General features: G+C 50.4%; 18 protein-coding genes. 10 read left to right on the top strand and 8 right to left on the bottom strand.

Going from position 1 to position 16,186, the window contains the following annotated elements:
* Positions 1-440: 440 nt before the first annotated feature.
* The 7 genes from QEN32_RS10155 to QEN32_RS10185 all read left to right on the top strand — a co-directional run bounded on the left by QEN32_RS10155 (position 441) and on the right by QEN32_RS10185 (position 8,365).
* On the top strand, positions 441-1,088 hold the full coding sequence (locus tag QEN32_RS10155) for a YchE family NAAT transporter (protein WP_000615840.1): 648 nt from the start codon (positions 441-443) through the stop codon (positions 1,086-1,088).
* Between the two features lie 776 nt (positions 1,089-1,864).
* A complete protein-coding gene (gene oppA, locus QEN32_RS10160; protein WP_265322393.1) occupies positions 1,865-3,496 on the top strand; it encodes an oligopeptide ABC transporter substrate-binding protein OppA in 1,632 nt (543 codons plus the stop codon).
* A 121-nt stretch (positions 3,497-3,617) separates the two neighbouring features.
* Positions 3,618-4,538: an oligopeptide ABC transporter permease OppB gene (gene oppB / locus QEN32_RS10165; RefSeq protein WP_000911097.1), complete on the top strand. Its 921-nt coding sequence runs from the start codon at positions 3,618-3,620 to the stop codon at positions 4,536-4,538.
* A gap of 14 nt (positions 4,539-4,552) precedes the next feature.
* Positions 4,553-5,461 (top strand): oligopeptide ABC transporter permease OppC, encoded by a 909-nt coding sequence (gene oppC, locus QEN32_RS10170; RefSeq protein ID WP_000979653.1) that lies wholly within the window; start codon positions 4,553-4,555, stop codon positions 5,459-5,461.
* A gap of 11 nt (positions 5,462-5,472) precedes the next feature.
* Positions 5,473-6,480 carry an ABC transporter ATP-binding protein gene (locus tag QEN32_RS10175; RefSeq protein WP_000058857.1) on the top strand — a complete coding sequence of 336 codons (1,008 nt, stop codon included), beginning with the start codon at positions 5,473-5,475 and terminating at the stop codon, positions 6,478-6,480.
* Positions 6,477-7,481: a murein tripeptide/oligopeptide ABC transporter ATP-binding protein OppF gene (gene oppF, locus QEN32_RS10180; RefSeq protein WP_000994698.1), complete on the top strand. Its 1,005-nt coding sequence runs from the start codon at positions 6,477-6,479 to the stop codon at positions 7,479-7,481. Before QEN32_RS10175 ends, oppF begins: the two co-directional genes overlap by 4 nt.
* A 47-nt stretch (positions 7,482-7,528) precedes the next feature.
* Positions 7,529-8,365 (top strand): ion transporter, encoded by an 837-nt coding sequence (locus tag QEN32_RS10185; RefSeq protein ID WP_265322394.1) that lies wholly within the window; start codon positions 7,529-7,531, stop codon positions 8,363-8,365.
* A 47-nt stretch (positions 8,366-8,412) separates the two neighbouring features.
* Here QEN32_RS10185 and QEN32_RS10190 read toward each other — a convergent pair whose 3' ends face one another.
* Positions 8,413-8,742, bottom strand: coding sequence for an HI1450 family dsDNA-mimic protein (locus tag QEN32_RS10190; RefSeq protein ID WP_000425070.1), 330 nt, complete (start codon positions 8,740-8,742; stop codon positions 8,413-8,415).
* Between the two features lie 33 nt (positions 8,743-8,775).
* Positions 8,776-10,236, bottom strand: a complete 1,461-nt coding sequence (gene cls / locus QEN32_RS10195; RefSeq protein WP_000206886.1) for a cardiolipin synthase — start codon at positions 10,234-10,236, stop codon at positions 8,776-8,778.
* A 142-nt stretch (positions 10,237-10,378) separates the two neighbouring features.
* Between cls and QEN32_RS10200 the strand changes: the two genes are divergently transcribed.
* A complete protein-coding gene (locus tag QEN32_RS10200) occupies positions 10,379-10,552 on the top strand; it encodes a YciY family protein (protein ID WP_001531561.1) in 174 nt (57 codons plus the stop codon).
* A 43-nt stretch (positions 10,553-10,595) separates the two neighbouring features.
* Here the strand turns inward: QEN32_RS10200 and QEN32_RS10205 are convergent, their stop codons facing one another.
* The gene (locus QEN32_RS10205) at positions 10,596-10,892 is read right to left on the bottom strand and encodes a YciI family protein (RefSeq protein ID WP_000967605.1); all 297 of its coding nucleotides are present in this window, start codon (positions 10,890-10,892) and stop codon (positions 10,596-10,598) included.
* A gap of 223 nt (positions 10,893-11,115) precedes the next feature.
* Here QEN32_RS10205 and tonB point away from each other — a divergent pair, with 223 nt between their 5' ends.
* Positions 11,116-11,844 carry a TonB system transport protein TonB gene (gene tonB, locus QEN32_RS10210; RefSeq protein ID WP_001525247.1) on the top strand — a complete coding sequence of 243 codons (729 nt, stop codon included), beginning with the start codon at positions 11,116-11,118 and terminating at the stop codon, positions 11,842-11,844.
* Between the two features lie 58 nt (positions 11,845-11,902).
* Here the strand turns inward: tonB and yciA are convergent, their stop codons facing one another.
* The 4 genes from yciA to QEN32_RS10230 form a co-directional block, all read right to left on the bottom strand.
* Positions 11,903-12,304, bottom strand: a complete 402-nt coding sequence (yciA, locus tag QEN32_RS10215; RefSeq protein ID WP_000210317.1) for an acyl-CoA thioester hydrolase YciA — start codon at positions 12,302-12,304, stop codon at positions 11,903-11,905.
* A 160-nt stretch (positions 12,305-12,464) separates the two neighbouring features.
* Positions 12,465-13,004: a septation protein A gene (locus tag QEN32_RS10220; protein ID WP_000808682.1), complete on the bottom strand. Its 540-nt coding sequence runs from the start codon at positions 13,002-13,004 to the stop codon at positions 12,465-12,467.
* A gap of 56 nt (positions 13,005-13,060) precedes the next feature.
* Positions 13,061-13,804 carry a YciC family protein gene (locus QEN32_RS10225; RefSeq protein WP_000028507.1) on the bottom strand — a complete coding sequence of 248 codons (744 nt, stop codon included), beginning with the start codon at positions 13,802-13,804 and terminating at the stop codon, positions 13,061-13,063.
* A 25-nt stretch (positions 13,805-13,829) separates the two neighbouring features.
* Complete coding sequence (locus QEN32_RS10230; protein WP_000114954.1) at positions 13,830-14,234, bottom strand: YkgJ family cysteine cluster protein; 405 nt, start codon at positions 14,232-14,234, stop codon at positions 13,830-13,832.
* A 335-nt stretch (positions 14,235-14,569) separates the two neighbouring features.
* Between QEN32_RS10230 and ompW the strand changes: the two genes are divergently transcribed.
* On the top strand, positions 14,570-15,208 hold the full coding sequence (gene ompW / locus QEN32_RS10235) for an outer membrane protein OmpW (RefSeq protein WP_000714798.1): 639 nt from the start codon (positions 14,570-14,572) through the stop codon (positions 15,206-15,208).
* Positions 15,209-15,289: 81 nt separating this feature from the next.
* On the opposite strand, the gene QEN32_RS10240 is transcribed toward ompW, so the two are convergent.
* Positions 15,290-16,168, bottom strand: a complete 879-nt coding sequence (locus QEN32_RS10240; protein WP_000488354.1) for a manganese catalase family protein — start codon at positions 16,166-16,168, stop codon at positions 15,290-15,292.
* Positions 16,169-16,186: the final 18 nt, after the last annotated feature.

A 16,186-nucleotide genomic window follows, 5' to 3' on the forward strand; every position in this document is an offset into this window, starting at 1 on the left:
TCATCTGCGCGATACGTGAGTATAGACAGATCGACGATACTTTGTATAAATGCCTGAAATTCAGGTGGTTACTTAACGTCCGTTTCGCTCTGATTTACTAAAAGAGCTTCTGCGTTAGTATCATTTAACTCTAACGCGTTACGTCCAGGTGGCGTAAGCAAGATTACTCACTTCTGAGTAGCGATTGTGTGATCTAAATCAAGATTACGCAAAGCTGACACCTTTCAGCAGGCCATTTTAGCCTTTTATGTAAATTGTTAAGAGATCGTTGTCATGAAGAGTAAGTGGATTAGCATAACGAGTACATATAAATAACAGCGATGAATGGATGAAATTAGGTGTAGATAAGAGGTGAACTATGCGAATAAAAGGCGTATCTTCTGCGCGTTTTGATCATTAACGAACATTGACTTCATCCGGCTAACGCTTCGGAGCTAACCGTGATTCAACCGCTTTTTGATTTTCCTGTTTACTTTAAGTTCTTTATCGGGCTCTTTGCGCTGGTTAACCCGGTGGGGATTATCCCCGTTTTCATCAGCATGACCAGCTACCAGACGGCCACGGCGCGTAATAAAACTAACCTCACCGCGAATCTGTCGGTTGCGATTATCTTGTGGAGTTCCTTATTCCTCGGCGATGGCATCCTGCAACTCTTTGGTATTTCTATTGATTCGTTCAGAATTGCGGGCGGTATCCTGGTTGTCACCATTGCAATGTCGATGATCAGCGGGAAGCTGGGGGAAGATAAACAAAACAAGCAAGAAAAGTCAGAGACGGCCATACGCGAGAGCATTGGTGTTGTGCCGTTAGCGCTGCCGTTAATGGCGGGGCCAGGGGCGATTAGCTCCACTATCGTCTGGGGGACGCGTTATCACAGCATCGCGCATTTGCTTGGTTTTTCAGTTGCCATTGCGCTTTTTGCGCTTTGCTGCTGGGGCGTGTTCCGTATGGCGCCGTGGCTGGTTCGTTTGCTGGGGCAAACCGGTATCAACGTTATTACCCGAATCATGGGGTTGTTGTTAATGGCGCTCGGCATCGAATTTATTGTCACAGGAATAAAAGGCATTTTCCCCGGCTTGCTCAACTAAACTCCCACCTGTTGATTTACAGGCGGCGCCCTAAGGGGGCCGCCTTGTGACATTCCCAGTGACATTCCCACGTAACACTTCTTACTTTGATAAACATTCAGCGTTTAAATGATAAAAAATACTAATATAATTTAACGCTATTTATTTTTATTAATCAAACTATTATGAACATTACTGAGTCCGTGAGAAGCGGTAGGTCTGTTATTTTATTCACACCATACTCTGGGGCTTGATGAAGGATTATTGAAATGTTATTAGTTGTTTCAGCTCCATCGTAGATGAATGTGCTAAATAATGAGCATTTGTTAAATTTGTGTGTGTTTTCTGCCGAAGGCATGATCTACGATATGACAGAGAGATGATTTTCTTGCAAGTTATTGATTATAAAGAATAAATTAAAGATTTTTAACATTCTTTAACTGTTTTTCTGGGCAGGAAATTTTCCATAAAAGAGAATTGGTTAACAAAATTGTAAAATGAATTGGCGGTTCAGAAACGCATTTGATACTTTTCGGCCAAACATTTTGCAGAAGATTTCACATTGTTGATAACTATTTTCATTTACATGGTTGTCAGAAATAACGTGCGACGTGGGCAGGTACGTCGTATACCGAATCGACGAAAGGCGATCGAACGAATCGTCAGAATAAATAAAGTCGGTGATAGCAAAAGCAGTGACAGACCTGGCAGTACACCACCAGTGCTGTACAGGAGCCCTGACGGGATTAAACAGGCTGGTAAAAACCAGTAATTATAATGAGTGGAGTACAAACACAATGTCTAACATCACGAAAAAAAGTTTAATTGCAGCGGGAATACTCACTGCGCTCATCGCCGCCAGCGCCGCGACTGCGGCAGACGTGCCCGCCGGTGTTCAGTTAGCCGACAAGCAAACGTTGGTACGTAATAATGGATCAGAAGTGCAGTCTCTCGACCCGCATAAAATTGAAGGCGTGCCGGAATCGAACGTCAGCCGTGATCTCTTTGAAGGCTTATTAATTAGTGATGTCGAGGGGCATCCTTCACCGGGCGTCGCGGAAAAATGGGAAAATAAAGATTTTAAAGTCTGGACATTCCATCTACGTGAAAATGCGAAATGGTCAGATGGTACGCCCGTCACCGCCCATGATTTCGTTTATAGTTGGCAACGCCTGGCCGATCCTAATACGGCATCGCCGTACGCCAGCTATCTGCAATACGGTCATATCGCTAATATCGATGACATTATCGCCGGTAAAAAACCCGCCACCGATCTGGGGGTAAAAGCGCTTGATGATCACACCTTTGAAGTGACCTTAAGTGAGCCGGTGCCTTATTTCTACAAATTGTTGGTCCACCCTTCAGTGTCTCCTGTACCGAAATCAGCGGTCGAAAAATTTGGCGATAAATGGACGCAACCGGCCAATATTGTCACTAACGGCGCTTATAAGTTAAAAAACTGGGTGGTGAACGAACGTATCGTGCTGGAGCGTAACCCGCAATACTGGGATAACGCCAAAACCGTCATCAATCAGGTAACTTATTTGCCTATCTCTTCGGAGGTGACGGATGTCAACCGCTACCGCAGCGGCGAGATCGATATGACTTATAACAATATGCCGATCGAATTATTCCAGAAACTGAAGAAAGAGATCCCGAATGAAGTCCGCGTAGACCCTTATTTGTGTACCTATTATTACGAAATTAATAATCAAAAAGCGCCGTTTAACGATGTCCGCGTGCGTACCGCGCTGAAACTGGCGTTAGATCGCGACATTATTGTTAATAAGGTTAAAAATCAGGGCGATTTACCCGCTTATAGCTACACGCCGCCGTATACCGATGGCGCAAAACTGGTAGAGCCTGAGTGGTTCAAATGGTCCCAGCAACAGCGTAATGAAGAAGCGAAGAAATTGTTGGCTGAAGCCGGCTTTACGGCGGATAAGCCCTTAACATTCGACCTGCTGTATAACACCTCCGATCTGCATAAAAAACTGGCCATTGCCGTGGCGTCTATCTGGAAGAAAAATCTGGGCGTCAATGTGAATCTGGAGAATCAGGAATGGAAAACCTTCCTGGATACCCGTCATCAGGGCACCTTTGATGTCGCCAGAGCCGGGTGGTGCGCAGATTATAATGAACCGACTTCGTTCCTGAATACCATGTTGTCCGACAGTTCAAATAACACCGCGCATTATAAGAGCCCGGTGTTTGATAAGCTGATTGCCGACACGCTGAAAGTGGCGGACGATACGCAGCGCAGCGAACTCTACGCTAAAGCGGAGCAGCAGTTAGATAAAGACTCGGCTATTGTGCCGGTGTATTACTACGTTAACGCGCGCCTGGTGAAACCTTGGGTGGGCGGGTATACCGGTAAAGACCCGCTGGATAATATTTATGTGAAAAACTTATATATTATCAAACATTAATGGCAAGACATGGGACAACTGCGGTTGTCCCATGGTGTCTTTTTTCATCGCACTATAACTTTCCCTGGCGGATCTTTTGTCACGTCCGGGAAGTAAAGGCACAGGCCAGAAGGTACGGGCAATGTTGAAATTTATTTTACGCCGCTGTCTGGAAGCGATTCCGACGCTGTTTATTCTTATTACCATCTCTTTCTTTATGATGCGCCTCGCGCCGGGGAGTCCTTTTACCGGCGAGCGCGCATTGCCGCCGGAAGTGCTGGCCAATATTGAAGCAAAATATCATCTGAACGATCCCATCATGACGCAGTACTTCAGCTACCTGAAGCAGCTGGCGCATGGCGATTTTGGACCATCGTTTAAATACAAAGATTACACGGTCAACGATCTGGTTGCCGCCAGCTTCCCCGTTTCGGCGAAACTTGGCGCCGCCGCTTTTTTGCTGGCGGTCATTATTGGTGTCAGCGCTGGCGTGATTGCCGCGCTAAAGCAAAATACGCGATGGGATTATACGGTGATGGGATTTGCCATGACCGGCGTCGTTATCCCCAGTTTTGTGGTGGCGCCGCTGCTGGTGATGGTCTTTGCGATAACCTTGCAATGGCTGCCTGGCGGCGGCTGGAACGGCGGGGCGTTAAAATTTATGATCCTGCCGATGGTCGCGCTTTCACTGGCCTATATTGCCAGCATCGCTCGTATTACGCGCGGCTCAATGATTGAAGTTCTGCATTCGAACTTTATTCGTACCGCGCGGGCAAAAGGATTACCGATGCGCAGAATCATCTTCCGCCATGCGCTAAAACCTGCGCTGCTGCCGGTTTTATCCTATATGGGGCCAGCCTTTGTCGGCATTATTACCGGCTCAATGGTGATTGAAACGATTTATGGCTTACCGGGCATTGGGCAGCTTTTCGTTAATGGCGCGCTCAACCGCGATTACTCGCTGGTGTTAAGTTTGACCATTTTAGTCGGGGCGCTGACCATATTGTTTAACGCCATTGTCGATGTGCTCTATGCCGTTATCGACCCGAAAATTCGCTATTGATACTGGAGCTCGCGATGATGTTAAGTAAGAAAAACAGCGAGACGCTGGAAAATTTCAGTGAAAAGCTGGAGGTGGAAGGTCGCAGCCTTTGGCAAGATGCCCGTCGGCGCTTTATGCATAACCGTGCGGCGGTGGCCAGTCTTATTGTCCTGTTTCTGATAGCCCTGTTCGTGACAGTAGCGCCTATGCTGTCGCAATTTACCTATTTCGATACCGACTGGGGCATGATGTCCAGCGCGCCGGATATGGCGTCCGGCCACTATTTCGGCACTGATTCTTCCGGGCGCGATCTGTTGGTGCGCGTTGCCATCGGCGGGCGTATCTCATTGATGGTCGGGATTGCCGCCGCGCTGGTGGCGGTCATTGTCGGAACGCTGTATGGCTCGCTGTCCGGCTATCTGGGCGGCAAAATTGATTCTGTGATGATGCGGTTGTTGGAGATCCTCAACTCGTTCCCGTTTATGTTCTTTGTGATTTTGCTGGTGACGTTTTTTGGGCAGAACATTCTGTTGATTTTCGTCGCCATCGGCATGGTCTCCTGGCTTGATATGGCGCGTATCGTGCGTGGCCAAACCCTAAGTCTTAAACGTAAAGAGTTCATCGAAGCCGCGCAGGTGGGAGGTGTGTCGACCGCCAGCATTGTGATCCGCCATATTGTGCCTAACGTCCTGGGCGTAGTGGTAGTGTATGCATCGTTGCTGGTGCCCAGCATGATTCTGTTTGAGTCTTTCCTCAGTTTCCTGGGGCTTGGGACGCAGGAACCGTTAAGCAGTTGGGGAGCGTTGTTGAGCGATGGCGCAAATTCAATGGAAGTCTCACCGTGGCTGCTGCTGTTTCCGGCTGGCTTTCTCGTGGTGACGTTATTCTGTTTTAACTTTATTGGCGATGGCCTGCGTGATGCCCTCGACCCGAAAGATCGTTAAGGAGTACAGCCATGAGCTTATCAGAAACCGCAACTCAGGCGCCGCAACCGGCGAATGTACTGCTGGAGGTAAACGATCTTCGTGTTACGTTCGCTACGCCTGATGGCGATGTGACGGCGGTCAACGATCTGAACTTTACGCTTCGCGCTGGAGAAACGTTAGGTATTGTTGGCGAGTCTGGATCGGGGAAATCGCAAACGGCGTTCGCATTAATGGGACTGCTGGCGACGAATGGTCGAATCGGCGGTTCCGCGACCTTTAACGGACGTGAAATTCTTAATCTACCTGAGCGCGAACTGAATACGCTGCGCGCAGAACAGATTTCGATGATTTTTCAGGACCCGATGACCTCGCTAAATCCTTATATGCGCGTTGGGGAGCAGTTAATGGAAGTCCTGATGCTGCATAAAGGGATGAGCAAAGCGGAAGCTTTTGAAGAGTCCGTCAGAATGCTGGATGCCGTAAAAATGCCGGAAGCGCGCAAACGGATGAAAATGTACCCGCACGAATTTTCCGGCGGAATGCGTCAACGTGTGATGATTGCGATGGCGCTGTTGTGCAGGCCGAAACTGCTTATTGCCGATGAGCCTACCACCGCGCTTGATGTTACCGTGCAGGCGCAGATTATGACCTTGCTTAATGAGCTAAAGCGCGAATTTAATACCGCCATTATCATGATTACCCACGATCTGGGCGTGGTCGCGGGTATTTGCGATAAGGTCCTGGTAATGTATGCCGGGCGTACCATGGAATACGGTAAGGCGCGCGATGTCTTTTATCAGCCCGTTCATCCGTATTCGATAGGCCTGCTTAATGCGGTGCCGCGTCTGGATAGCGAGGGGGCGGAAATGCTGACGATTCCGGGCAATCCTCCCAATTTATTGCGTTTGCCTAAAGGGTGTCCATTCCAGCCGCGTTGTCCTCATGCGATGGAGATCTGCAATAATGCGCCGCCACTTGAAGCGTTCAGTCCTGGTCGCTTGCGCGCCTGTTTTAAACCGGTGGAGGAACTGCTATGAATGCTGTGATTGAACAACGTAAAGTTCTCCTCGAAATCGCCGATCTGAAAGTACATTTTGATATCAAAGAAGGGAAGCAGTGGTTCTGGCAACCGCCGAAAACCCTGAAAGCGGTGGACGGCGTTACGCTACGCCTGTATGAAGGCGAAACGCTGGGCGTGGTGGGCGAATCCGGCTGCGGCAAGTCGACGTTTGCGCGCGCCATTATTGGTCTGGTGAAGGCGACAGACGGTAAAGTTGCCTGGCTGGGAAAAGATCTGCTGGGCATGAAAGCGGATGAGTGGCGCGAAGTGCGCAGCGATATCCAGATGATTTTCCAGGACCCGCTGGCGTCACTCAACCCGCGAATGACGATTGGCGAAATTATCGCTGAACCGCTGCGCACTTATCATCCTAAACTTTCGCGCCAGGACGTGCGTGACCGCGTGAAAGCCATGATGCTGAAAGTGGGGCTGCTGCCGAATCTCATCAACCGTTATCCCCATGAATTTTCCGGGGGGCAGTGCCAGCGCATCGGTATCGCCCGGGCGTTGATCCTGGAACCTAAGCTTATTATTTGCGATGAGCCGGTGTCGGCGCTGGACGTTTCTATTCAGGCGCAGGTGGTGAATTTGCTCCAGCAGTTACAGCGAGAGATGGGGCTGTCGTTGATTTTTATTGCGCACGATCTGGCGGTCGTAAAGCACATATCCGATCGTGTCCTGGTGATGTATCTCGGTCATGCGGTAGAATTGGGCACCTATGATGAGGTGTACCATAATCCACTGCATCCTTATACCAAAGCGCTGATGTCGGCGGTACCGATTCCCGATCCCGATCTGGAGCGAAATAAGAAGATACAATTGCTGGAGGGCGAATTACCTTCGCCCATTAACCCGCCTTCCGGCTGCGTGTTCCGTACACGCTGTCCGCTAGCCGGGCCAGAATGCGCGCAAACGCGACCGGTGCTGGAAGGGAGTTTTCGCCATGCCGTTTCCTGCCTTAAAGTAGACCCGTTATAATCGCAAGGGCTGACAATTCGTCAGCCCTTCTTTTAGGTGAGGTTACCGTGTCACTTTTTTTGTCGTCGGTTCGCCGTCGTCTTTATCATAATCTGTTCGATTTGACTACGCGCTCAGGTCGCCGTTTTGAAGGGTTATGCGCGCTGTTTGCGCTGCTTAGCGTACTGGTCATTTTTGTTGAATCAGGCGTAGGAACGGAATATCACCTGACATTTGATGAATGGCATATTTTTGTCTGGCTGGAGCTCTGCGTTACCCTGATATTTACCGGTGAATACTTGCTCAGACTGTTTAGCTGGCCCGAACCGGCAAAATACATTTTTAGTTTCTGGGGATTTATTGATCTGGTGACGATTTTGCCGCTGTACGTCATGTGGCTATGGCCGGAAATTAGCCTGAACTATATGTTTGCCTGGCGCGCTATGCGAGCGATTCGCGTGCTGCGTATCCTTAAACTGCTACGCTTTATGCCATCCCTGCGGGTATTCTGGAGCGCCATTATTAGCGCGCGTCATCAGCTTATTCTGTTCTATTCATTTATTGCGATCGTGATGATTATTTTTGGTGCCCTGATGTATCTTATTGAAGGACCGAAATATGGCTTCACGACGCTTAATGCCTCGGTGTATTGGGCGATAGTGACAGTCACAACCGTGGGGTACGGTGATATTACGCCGCATACGCCGCTGGGACGTATTGTCGCGTCGGTGCTTATTTTGATTGGTTATTCGGTGATTGCGATTCCTACAGGACTGATTACCACGCACATGAGCAGCGCGTTTCAAAAACGTCACTGGCAGCGAAAATGTCCGCAGTGCCAGCAAAGTCAGCATGAACATAGCGCGCAATATTGTAACCGATGCGGCAGTAAGCTACCGGATTAAACAGGCTTGCCGGAGGGCGCAATCAGACGCCATCCGGCCTGAACCGCTTATTCGCGCCAGAGAATATGGCACAGCTTGTGGTCCTTTTCCCGGCACAGCAGAACGCGGGCGAAAATGTCGTTAATTTCGCCGTCTTCGGTATCCGCCAGGCCAATCACCACCTCGGCAAAAAAGTCTGGATTCAGGTCAAAATCGACGTGCTCTTGCCAGTCTTCAGCGGGATCAAACAACTCCGCGCCGCCGCGCTCCTCGAATTGCAAATTGAACAGAATGATATCAGCCGGATCAAGATTATCCGCCGCCAGCTCAAGAAAAATATCGTAAGCCTGCTCAAGCGTTTCGTCTTCAGTCAGGCGATTGTTCAGATCCATTTCCATAGTGACTACCTGTTTACTCATGTTGGTCACGTTTTACAGCAATGGACTAAAGAAGTAAAACAATCGCTCGGTAATACGCTGCCATAACGGACGTTTTACCCACAAACGCGCATCTAACAGGCGGGAGCGCGAAATATAATCGTCCTGTACCGCAGCCAGATCGGCGCCGAAACCCGTATCATCAATGACCAGCGTAATCTCGAAATTAAGCCACAGGCTACGCATGTCGAGATTCACGGTACCGACCAGGCTCAGTTCACCATCGACCAGCACGCTTTTAGTATGTAACAGCCCGCCTTCGAACTGATAGATTTTCACGCCCGCCGCCAGTAACTCACTAAAAAAGGCGCGACTGGCCCAGCCGACGAGCAGTGAATCGTTTTTACGGGGCAGGATAATACTGACATCCACGCCGCGCTGCGCAGCGGTACAAATGGCGTGCAGCAGATCGTCGCTGGGGACGAAATATGGCGTGGTCATAATTAAATATTCGCGCGCAGCATAGGTGGCGGTTAATAGTGCCTGGTGAATGAGGTCTTCCGGAAAACCAGGACCGGAAGCAATGGTATGAATGGTATGCCCGCTGGCCTGCTCAAACGGCATAATATTCACGTCCGGCGGGGGAGGCAGAATGCGTTTACCCGTCTCGATTTCCCAATCGCAGGAGTAAACAATCCCCATTGCTGTCGCCACGGGACCCTCCATCCGCGCCATCAAATCGACCCATTGTCCAACGCCGGCATCCTGTTTGAAAAAACGCGGGTCCACCATATTCATACTGCCGGTATAGGCGATGTAATTGTCAATCATCACCATTTTACGGTGCTGGCGAAGATCCATACGGCGTAAAAAGACGCGCATCAGATTCACCTTCAGCGCCTCTACGACTTCAATGCCAGCGTTACGCATCATGGCCGCCCAGGGGCTGCGGAAGAAAGCGACGCTACCCGCGGAATCCAGCATAAGCCGGCAGTGAATGCCGCGGCGGGCGGCGGCCATTAACGATTCAGCGACCTGATCCGCCATGCCGCCTGGCTGCCAGATGTAAAACACCATTTCGATATTATGCCGCGCCAGTTGGATATCGCGAATAAGCGCCTGCATGACATCATCGGAGTCGGTAAGTAATTGCAACTGGTTGCCTTTGACGCCCGCAATCCCCTGACGTCGTTCGCACAGCTTAAACAAGGACGATGCGACGCTACTGTTTTCTTGCGCGAAAATGTGTTTGCAGGCTTTGAGGTCATTCAACCATTTGGCGGTAGACGGCCACATGGCACGGGCACGCTCGGCGCGACGTTTGCCTAAATGCAATTCGCCCACGGACAAATAGGCGATGATCCCGACCAGCGGAAGGATATAGATGATTAACAACCAGGCCATTGCGGAGGGAACTGCGCGCCGTTTCATTAGAATACGTAATGTGACGCCGGCAATGAGAACCCAGTATCCCAAAATGACCAGCCAACTCACCACGGTGTAGAAGGTTGTCATAACTTTAAAAATCCTTTAGAAAGCGTGTTGTTAAGAGTTTACGCGTCAGGATTCACATGGCAAATAAAAACACGGGAAAAGCGCTGGTCTGCATCCGGCGAGGGGGTATAATGGCGCTTCTGTTACAGTGAGAGTCGTAAACATGAAGCGTAGTAGAACGGAAGTGGGGCGCTGGCGAATGCTACGTCAGGCGAGCCGCCGTAAAGCGCGTTGGCTTGAAGGGCAATCACGCCGTAATATGCGTATCCATACCATCAGGAAATGCATCTTTAATCGTCAGCGTAATTCATTACTCTTTGCGATTCACGGTGTGTGAGCCAGAAAGGGCACCGTATGCGGTGCCCAACAGGCCATCCTTTTCAAAAGATCTTCTTATACGGTTTGACCGAAACCTGCGCATAGACGCCCGCTGCGACGTAGGGGTCCGCATCAGCCCAGGATTGCGCCGCTTCTAAAGATTCAAATTCAGCAATCACCGTTGACCCGGTAAATCCGGCTACCCCAGGATCGTTACTGTCCACTGCGGGCATCGGCCCGGCAGTTAATAATCGCCCTTCATCATGCAGAAGTTGCAGGCGCGCCAGATGCGCGGGCCGTACCGAGAGGCGTTTTTCAAGCGAGTTGGCATTATCCTGAGCGTAAATAACATACAGCACGGGTAGAGCTCCTTAATCGGTAAAAGTTGCTGATTACGTTATTGGAAAGGGCATTTAACTGCAATGTAAAGATACCGACTTTGTTAAACATGCACATTTTGTGTGGTGTTTTTGTGCGATATCATCTTTTAAATGCCGCTATCGGCAATGCCTTATTGAATATGATTGCTATTTGCATTTAAAATTCAGCTCTGGTTTTTCAACTGAAACGATTATGACTTCAATGACCCTTGATTTACCTCGTCGCTTTCCCTGGCCGACACTCCTTTCCGTAGGCATTCATGGTGCTGTAGTGGCAGGTTTGCTCTATACCTCGGTACATCAGGTTATTGAATTGCCTGCGCCAGCGCAGCCTATCACGGTGACAATGGTTTCACCCGCCGACCTGGAGCCGCCCCAGGCGGTTCAGCCGCCGCCGGAGCCGGTGGTTGAACCCGAACCGGAGCCAGAGCCGATCCCTGAACCGCCTAAAGAAGCGCCCGTGGTGATTGAGAAACCCAAACCTAAGCCAAAACCCAAGCCGAAACCGAAACCGGAACCGGTGAAAAAGGTTGAAGAGCAGCCGAAGCGCGAAGTCAAACCGGCCGCGCCGCGTCCTGCCTCACCGTTTGAAAATAGCGCCCCGGCGCGGCCAACAAGCAGCACCGCGTCGGCGACCAGCAAGCCGGCGGTGAGCGTGCCCACTGGACCTCGCGCTCTGAGCCGTAACCAGCCGCAGTATCCGGCGCGAGCACAGGCGTTACGTATTGAAGGCCGCGTAAAGGTGAAGTTTGACGTGACCTCTGCTGGGCGAGTGGAAAATGTACAGATTCTGTCCGCGCAGCCAGCCAATATGTTTGAGCGTGAAGTTAAGAATGCGATGCGCAAATGGCGCTATGAAGCAGGCAAGCCGGGTTCCGGGCTGGTGGTCAATATTATCTTCCGTCTGAACGGTACGGCGCAGATTGAGTAATCTCTGGCGCCGCCAGTAGGAATATACCATCACCTGCTGGCGGCGTAAGCGGGTATACTTAACCCTGAACCGGGAGCGGGCGAGGTTTACCGTCCGGATCGACGGCAACATAAATAAACAGCGCCTCGGTGGCCTTGTAGCGCTGTCCAATCGGTTCTGACGCGACTTTTTTCACCCAGACTTCAATATTGATGCTAATAGACGTCGTACCGCGTTTAACGCAGCGCGCGTAGCAGCATACGACATCGCCAACCGCGACGGGGCGCAGAAATGTCATTCCTTCCACGCGTACGGTTACAACCCGACCGTGCGCGATCTCTTTGGCCAGTATCGCGCCGCCAATATCCATTTGCGACATCAGCCAGCCGCCAAAAATATCGCCGTTCGCATTGGTATCGGCAGGCATGGCCAATGTACGTAAAACCAGCTCGCCCTGAGGAGTATTATCCATTGTTGTCATTGTAAAACCGACTATCAGAAAAAATTACAGCCGCGATGCTACTATGAATTTTGTGTGGAGAATAGTGGGAATAAAGGTACTGACGGGAAAGCGCAGGGCGTAAAGGCGGAGAAAATATCGCCAGGCGTTCGCAGTCTGGCGATGATAAGTCACGGGAGGGTTATGATTTATCTTCCTGTGGCAGATGCCGGTAGATATAGACGCCGCTCAGCAGGGTAAAAATGAGCGTCAGCGCCGTGAGTCCAAAGACCTTAAAGTTGACCCAGATATTTTGCGGCAACCAGAAGGCGATATAAATGTTAGCCAGACCGCACGCAATAAAAAACAGCGCCCACGCCAGGTTCAGCTTTGACCAGACCTGCTGCGGCAACGCCAGTTCTTTACCTAACATACGTTGGATTAACGGTTTTTTCATCACCCACTGGCTTATTAACAGCGCGCCGGCGAACAGCGCATAAATAACCGTCACCTTCCATTTAATAAATTCATCGTTATGGAAGAAGAGCGTCAGACCGCCGAAGACGGCAACCAGAACAAAGGTAATCAGCGCCATCTTCTCTATTTTCCGATAGCGCACCCAGCTATAAATCAGCACGATTGCCGTCGCGACAATCAGTGCGGAGGTCGCCGCATAGATGTCATAAAGTTTATAAAACGCAAAAAAGACAACCAGCGGTAAAAAATCCAGAAACTGCTTCATTCTTCGATTCCATCATCAACGAGCGTCGAATGCGCCGCGTAACGGCGCATTGCGGATTATTGGCGAATCAACATATACAGGCGGAATAAGTAGATAAGCAATACTGCGGAAATCAGATTGCTCAACGTATTCGCCAGTACAGCGCCTACATTTGGGGTCAGTACAGCGAAGCTGGGCGCGAACAGCAATAGCAATGTTTTAGCCAGTAACCAGCCTATCACCGCAGGCGCGACCAGTCTCATGTTAGCCCAGGCTAAACGCATACTGCTGCGCATTGCGGCAAACACGCCCATTTTCTCTTCAACCAACATCACTGGCGCAAGCGCCAGCACAATGGCCATAATAATCCCCGGAACGACAATCAGCATTATACCGATTTGCACTAACAGGGTAGTCAGAAAAATAAGAATAAACAGTTTAGGCAATGCAGGGGCGCTGGCGCCGATAGCGCGCAGCGCGCTAACCCGATGTCCCGCTGAAACTAACTGAATCATCAGGATGATACCGCCGGCCAGAATAGCATTGCCGATAAGCCCGGAAAACGTCGAGGCGGCAGAGGCGCGCAACAGGATCTGCTGCTGCTCCGGCGTCATATTTTGTACCAGCTCAAACAGGCCAGCGCTGCCTGCCAGATGTTCTCCTTCACTGAGTTGCGCGATTTGCGCATCGCTGGGTGAAAAGGCATGACCTAAGACCACCGTGATAAATGCGCACAGCAACGAAACCAGCAAGATAGTAATAAATTGATTTCGGAAAAAATTTCCGGCGTCACGGTAAACGGACTTCGCCGTGATAGACATGCACTCTCCTTGAGTTTTGCAGGTGTTAATTTGCGGGCAATTGTACCCTGGATAACTCTACAGTGGCAGCATCAGCAGTTGTATGGAAAAGCATATCTTTGTAAAGCGGCGGTAATCCGTATCGCGCGCGGGCGCGATTGCACGCCTCATTCACTTCGCCTCCTTCGCCCGATATCGAAAATTCGCGACAGGTTGAAGGGCGGTTTTCATAAATAGCGCAACTGACGTTTTCACCCGGCGTGCCAATTAGCGCTTTACAGTGCGGCTGTTTTTGGTTGGTACCGGCCATACAACGTAAAAAAGGGGTAACGGGCTCGGTTAATGACGCCGGAACGCATCCGCTGGCATCGTCGCCTTCAGCCCAATAAAAGGAGACACGAAAATAGGCACAACAGGCACCGCATGTCATGCATGGGTTAAGAACGCTCATGATTCACCTGCAAAAACTCACGTATCAATAGATTACAACGGAAATTAATCTGTCCCGCAGTGTTCGCGAATCTTAACGCCACGCGCCATTGCGGGACATTGATTACCTTAGCCAGCCTTTATCGCCAGGGCAACAGAGCAGACAAATATTTGCATAGCGTGAATATGTCAAAATTGATCTGAATTCCTATAACCAGGATTTTCAATGCAAGTTCTAAATTAATCTGGATCAATAAATGTTAAATTATAAGAACAAATGTGATCTGTGTTAGATCACTTATTACTTCATTGTGGGTATATTCATCACGCTTTTATAACCATAACGATGGAGCGGGTATGAAAAAATTTACAGTGGCGGCACTGGCGTTAACAACTCTTCTCTCAGGCAGCGCGTTCGCGCACGAAGCCGGAGAATTCTTTATGCGTGCAGGTCCGGCAACCGTCAGACCTACAGAAGGGGCGGGTGGTACGCTGGGGCATTTAAACGGGTTTGATGTGAGTAATAACACGCAACTCGGCCTGACATTCACTTACATGGCGACGGACAATATCGGGGTTGAATTGCTGGCGGCTACGCCGTTCCGCCATAAGGTGGGTACGGGCGCGACGGGCGATATCGCCACGGTCCACCTGTTACCGCCAACGTTAATGGCGCAGTGGTACTTCGGCGATTCCAGCAGCAAAGTGCGTCCTTATGTCGGCGTGGGGGTGAACTACACCACCTTCTTCGATAACGACTTTAACGATAATGGTAAAAAGACCGGGCTGTCCGATCTGAGCTTTAAGGATTCCTGGGGCGCGGCAGGGCAAGTTGGGGTAGATTACCTGATTAACCGCGACTGGTTAATTGGCGCCTCTGTCTGGTACATGGATATTGATACTACCGCCAATTATAAAATGGGCGGCGTGCAGCAGCATGACAGCGTGCGTCTGGACCCATGGGTATTTATGTTCTCGGCAGGCTATCGTTTCTAATCGCATGATGTTGTGACGAAAAAAGACCCCGCCAGGCGGGGTCAAAAAAGGACATGACACACGGATTTTACTTGTCGGAACTCACTTGTCTTCTTTCGGTTCGCCGCAGCCTAGTTCTGCGCCAGTGAGAGGATCAACGGTGGGGTCCGATTTCGTTCTTTCTGCCATCGCTTTGAGCAGCGCCATCTGCTCGCGCGGCAATTTCACTGTCGCCAGGCCATCGCCGCCATCAACAGCAGGCATCGGTTCTGCGACATAGTTGAAGTTCTCATCGCTATTCCAGCTACCTCGCGGATCGTCGCCTTGCGACATGTTGTAGTACACGTCGGTATACTGTTCTACCGGCGGTAATTTACCCGGCGGGAAGTTGTTACGAATCGAATACAGCGCCTTTTCAAAAGAGAGCTGGTGCGCGACTTCACGGGTCATTAAGAAACTGAGCGTGTCTTTTACGCCAGGATCGTCGGTCAGATTAATCAGGCGTTCATAAATGATCTTCGCTCGCGCCTCTGCCGCGATGTTTGAGCGTAGATCGGCTGTGACTTCGCCGATAGTATCAATATAAGCCGCGGTCCACGGTACGCCGCCGGAGTTTGTCAACGCCGGGCCGCCGCCATACAGCAGAGAGGTGATATGGCTGTCATTACCATTCTGCGTCAACGAGCGATAAAGTTCCGCTTCGCTTTCGGTGCCTTCCGCCAGCTCGCCTTTAGCGCCTTTATTAAGCATTCCTACCAGTGAGCCGATAATTTCCAGATGACTCAGCTCCTCAGTGGCGATGTCCATTAACATCTCTCTACGACCGGCATCATCATCGCTTAAACCTTGCGTGAAGTAGCGGCAGGCGGCCGCCAGTTCGCCCTGCGGGCCGCCAAACTGTTCCAGCAGCAGGTTCGCTAATCCAGGATTAGGTTCGCTCACTCGCACAGTATATTGAAGTTGTTTTACGTGTCGAAACATATTGCCTCCTGCTTATTA

The sequence above is a fragment of the Salmonella sp. SA14318 genome (assembly GCF_029866905.1).
GTDB lineage: Bacteria > Pseudomonadota > Gammaproteobacteria > Enterobacterales > Enterobacteriaceae > Salmonella > Salmonella enterica.

Excerpts from the sequence above, each read along its gene's own strand:
- oppA (WP_265322393.1), top strand. The coding sequence starts at position 1,865 with ATGTCTAACATCACGAAAAAAAGTTTAATTGCAGCGGGAATACTCACT.
- oppB (WP_000911097.1), top strand. The coding sequence starts at position 3,618 with ATGTTGAAATTTATTTTACGCCGCTGTCTGGAAGCGATTCCGACGCTG.
- oppC (WP_000979653.1), top strand. The coding sequence starts at position 4,553 with ATGATGTTAAGTAAGAAAAACAGCGAGACGCTGGAAAATTTCAGTGAA.
- QEN32_RS10175 (WP_000058857.1), top strand. The coding sequence starts at position 5,473 with ATGAGCTTATCAGAAACCGCAACTCAGGCGCCGCAACCGGCGAATGTA.
- oppF (WP_000994698.1), top strand. The coding sequence starts at position 6,477 with ATGAATGCTGTGATTGAACAACGTAAAGTTCTCCTCGAAATCGCCGAT.
- QEN32_RS10190 (WP_000425070.1), bottom strand. The coding sequence starts at position 8,742 with ATGGAAATGGATCTGAACAATCGCCTGACTGAAGACGAAACGCTTGAG.
- cls (WP_000206886.1), bottom strand. The coding sequence starts at position 10,236 with ATGACAACCTTCTACACCGTGGTGAGTTGGCTGGTCATTTTGGGATAC.
- QEN32_RS10200 (WP_001531561.1), top strand. The coding sequence starts at position 10,379 with ATGAAGCGTAGTAGAACGGAAGTGGGGCGCTGGCGAATGCTACGTCAG.
- tonB (WP_001525247.1), top strand. The coding sequence starts at position 11,116 with ATGACCCTTGATTTACCTCGTCGCTTTCCCTGGCCGACACTCCTTTCC.
- yciA (WP_000210317.1), bottom strand. The coding sequence starts at position 12,304 with ATGACAACAATGGATAATACTCCTCAGGGCGAGCTGGTTTTACGTACA.
- QEN32_RS10220 (WP_000808682.1), bottom strand. The coding sequence starts at position 13,004 with ATGAAGCAGTTTCTGGATTTTTTACCGCTGGTTGTCTTTTTTGCGTTT.
- QEN32_RS10225 (WP_000028507.1), bottom strand. The coding sequence starts at position 13,804 with ATGTCTATCACGGCGAAGTCCGTTTACCGTGACGCCGGAAATTTTTTC.
- QEN32_RS10230 (WP_000114954.1), bottom strand. The coding sequence starts at position 14,234 with ATGAGCGTTCTTAACCCATGCATGACATGCGGTGCCTGTTGTGCCTAT.
- ompW (WP_000714798.1), top strand. The coding sequence starts at position 14,570 with ATGAAAAAATTTACAGTGGCGGCACTGGCGTTAACAACTCTTCTCTCA.
- QEN32_RS10240 (WP_000488354.1), bottom strand. The coding sequence starts at position 16,168 with ATGTTTCGACACGTAAAACAACTTCAATATACTGTGCGAGTGAGCGAA.